The sequence below is a fragment of the Dehalococcoidales bacterium genome (assembly GCA_028716225.1).
Taxonomy (GTDB): Bacteria; Chloroflexota; Dehalococcoidia; order Dehalococcoidales; family UBA5760; genus UBA5760.
The window spans coordinates 1-3,608 of record JAQUQE010000099.1; the positions used below are offsets into that span (position 1 = coordinate 1).

The window sequence follows — 3,608 nt, forward strand, 5'->3', positions numbered from 1 at the left end:
CAAGGGTAATAATCCCGGAGACATCGTCATATTGCAGTCTCCGATTATGACCACGGACAACACCCTCGTATCCGTCTTCGATGCCGATAACCTCTAACCCATATTCGATTATAGCTTTTTTGGTAACAGCCCGAATGACGGCATTCAGGCCGGGACAGTCCCCTCCGCCGGTAAGAATAGCGATTCTACTGTGCTTTCCCACTACTAGACCTCCAAGACAAAATGGCTGATATCAATAACAGTCATCTTTAGGTATGTTCGAAAATCGCCAATCCTGGCAGCGATCTCTTCACTTTCGGCAGATGCTAGTGCAAGGCTAAGAATAATCGATCTGTGAGTTCATCATAACTGCCCTTACCTAATTTGGCAAATCAGTGCTGCCGGTCTCAACAGAATCGAACGAAGGCAAACCTTGTTAAGAGATGTTTTAATATCAGAAGTCACTTGCTGATACCTAGCCAGTTAGTACCTCCAGCTGGCTGCCATTTCCCGCGGTTAAATAGCTGCGGGTGTTTCATTTTGCGCACTGTCTCGATGATGAATACGGCTACGCCCGGAATTACGGCAACAGCCCATCCAGTGATACCTAGCGGTACCGTGCCGAATACTGTCTGAAGGAAAGGTAGATAGACGACCGCTACCTGCAGGGGAATAGCAGCCGAAATGAATATCAGCATCCAGCGATTACGGAATACCCCCAACTGGAAAATGGTGTATTCATCGGAGCGAGCATTGAGGGCAAGAATCCACTCGAAGATAACTACGCTGCAAAAGGCAACAGTACGGGCTTCCTCCACTCCGGCTGCTGGTTCCATGAAGTTAAAAACCAGTACCGTACCGATACCGATCATTCCCGCTAGAAAACCGACACGCAGCAACATCCCGGGGAAGAGTAGCCCAACTTTGGGGTGGCGAGGTGGTTTATTTAATTCATCCCCCACTTTTGGCTCAAGCCCAAGGGGAACGGCCATAATTGTGCCGGTAACCAGATTAACCCAGAGAATCTGTAGTGCCATAAGTGGTGCCTTACCCAAAAACAAAATACCCAGTACCAGAGCAAATAGTTCTCCCATACCGGTGGCAAGAAGGAACATCGCCACATTTCGCAATCGGTTGAAGATGGCCCGGCCTTCTTCAACCGCGGATACTACCGAGACGAAATTATCATCCACCAACGTCATATCCGAGGCTTCCTTAGCCACATCGGTACCTGTAATGCCCATGGCAATGCCGATATCAGCGGCCTTCAGCGCCGGCGCGTCGTTAACACCATCACCGGTCATGGCGACAACGTGCCCCTGTTTTTTAAGAGCATTGACAATCTTAAGCTTTAAAACAGGTTCCACTCGGGCGAACACTGATACCCTTTCCACCCGTTCCGAGAGCTCTTCATCGCTCATTTTTTCGATATCAGCACCGGTGAGAGTTTCTCCCGGAGGTAGTTTAAGTTGCCGAGCCACCGACTCAGCAGTAAGCCTGTTATCTCCAGTAATCATAACCACCTTGATGCCGGCATTTTTGGCTTGCTCTACCGCCTCGATTGCTTCCTCGCGAGGCGGGTCATACATGCCCACCAAACCTACGAAAACCAGCTTACCATCGATGTGTTCCTCTTTGAGTTCGGCAAGCTCTCCAGGATGTTCGGCGTAAGCTAGCGCCAGGACCCTCAGGGCATCTTTCGCCATAGCATCACTTATCCCCAGGATTGCTTCTCTATCTGCTTTATTCAATGACACTGGGCTGCCATTTTTCAAGGTGCTGTGGCTCATCTCAAGCAATCTTTCTAGAGCCCCCTTAACGTAAACTACCTTGCCCTTATTCCATGGGTGCAGGGTAGCCATATACCGCCGCTCGCTCTGGAACGGGATCTCATCCAATCTGGGATATGTTTCCTCCAGTGTTTCCTCGTTCAGGCCAGCCTTTGCAGCCGCCACTAGTAATGCTCCCTCCGTCGGGTCACCCATGATGTTACAGCACTCCTTATCCGATGAAAGCAAAGCATCATTGCAGAGAGCGCCTATCTTGAGAAGCAACATCATTGATTCTTCCTTATCAGGATCTAGGATATTATTATCACGTCGAAACTCGCCTTCCACTTGGTAGCCTTCACCTGTGACCTCAACCCATTCTCCGTCGACATAGATCTTCCTTACCGTCATCTGGTTCATAGTGAGCGTGCCCGTTTTGTCAGAGCAGATGACGGTGGCTGATCCCAGGGTCTCAACTGCCACCAGTCGGCGGATGACAGCATTGCGTGAAGCCATATAACGCATACCCGCAGCCAAGACAACTGTGACTACAGCCGGGAGGCCTTCGGGTATGGCTGCTACTGCCGCTGCTACTGCCACCAGGAATATCTCCAACCATTCCAGCCCTCTCCATACCCCCACTCCTATCAGTAGGCCGCAGGTGCCCAGCACCAGGTAAATGATATAGTGACCCAGTGTATTAATGCTCTTCTGCAGAGGGGTCTTCTCTTGTTTAACTTCTTGGAGGCTCGTGGCAATTTTACCCATCTCGGTGGCCATCCCTGTGGATACCACTACAGCAGTAGCGCGGCCGTTTGTGATAATAGTGCCCATATACACCATGTTCTTACGGTCTGATAAGGCAACCTCGCCGCTTATCGGAGTTGTATGCTTATCCACTGATACAGACTCTCCGGTAAGCGATGACTCGTTTATTTTGAGGTTGGCTAACTCTATTAGCCGGGCATCAGCCGGTACCTTATCACCTGACTCAAGGATCAGGATATCGCCAGATACCACTTCTCTACTTTTAATCTCTTCTACTTTGCCATCGCGCCTGACTTTAGTTTTGGGGGCTGCCAGCTGCATTAGAGCTTCCATGGCTTTCTGTGCCTTGCCTTCCTGAACATAGCCAATCGTGGCCATAAGTAACAGAACTGCTAGAATTACAGAGGCATCCAGATTTTTCCCCAAGACAAACTCGACAATTGCTGCAGCGAGTAGTATGTAGACTAAGGGACTGCGGAATTGCTGCAAAAATAGTAGTATTGCAGGGGCCTTCTTTTTACGCTCAAGCTCATTAAGCCCGTGTTGCTGTAACCTGCTCGAAGCTTCCGAGTTAGTTAGTCCAGAATGCGATGAATCAAGTTTCCTTAGTGCTTCGTTAGAGCTAATACTATACCAATGCTTCTCTGCCATATTCTAACCAGACGCCTATTATATCTATATATGCTAAGCTCAGCAAAATATCCCAAACTCTATCATACAAGCAACGAAAAAGCCAATATAACCACATGAGTTATCACTGGATTTGGCCTGGCCGAACTTTCATGAGGAAAGACGTATTTCGGGGATACTATCGTCGTAATGGAGAATTGCACTTTCTAAGCGGGTTCTTAGCAAAAATCACTCTTTCACAGTCAACCTTTTACATTTCTTTTGATCCGTGAGTGCTATCCAAACTTCTTTATCAGCAACATCACAGTCGAAGAGAAGGCGGTTTATGAGCACTAGCCTCCTGTTCGTCAAATGTACCTTTACCGGTTGTGGAGCAGTTAATCGTCTTAGCAAAAATATGCCAAACAGACCAAAGCACCCCAGAATAAAAGGAGTCGGCGCACCAAGTATCCAGGCCAGAAT

At 48.6% G+C, this 3,608-nt stretch carries 2 protein-coding genes; both read right to left on the bottom strand.

Annotated elements, in window-relative coordinates:
• On the bottom strand, nucleotides 1-202 hold a 202-nt coding region (locus PHI12_14085; GenBank protein MDD5511916.1), incomplete at its 3' end, for a 6-phosphofructokinase.
• A gap of 238 nt (nucleotides 203-440) precedes the next feature.
• Nucleotides 441-3,167, bottom strand: a complete 2,727-nt coding sequence (locus PHI12_14090; protein ID MDD5511917.1) for an HAD-IC family P-type ATPase — start codon at nucleotides 3,165-3,167, stop codon at nucleotides 441-443.
• Nucleotides 3,168-3,608: the final 441 nt, after the last annotated feature.

Excerpts from the sequence above, each read along its gene's own strand:
- PHI12_14090 (MDD5511917.1), bottom strand. The coding sequence starts at position 3,167 with ATGGCAGAGAAGCATTGGTATAGTATTAGCTCTAACGAAGCACTAAGG.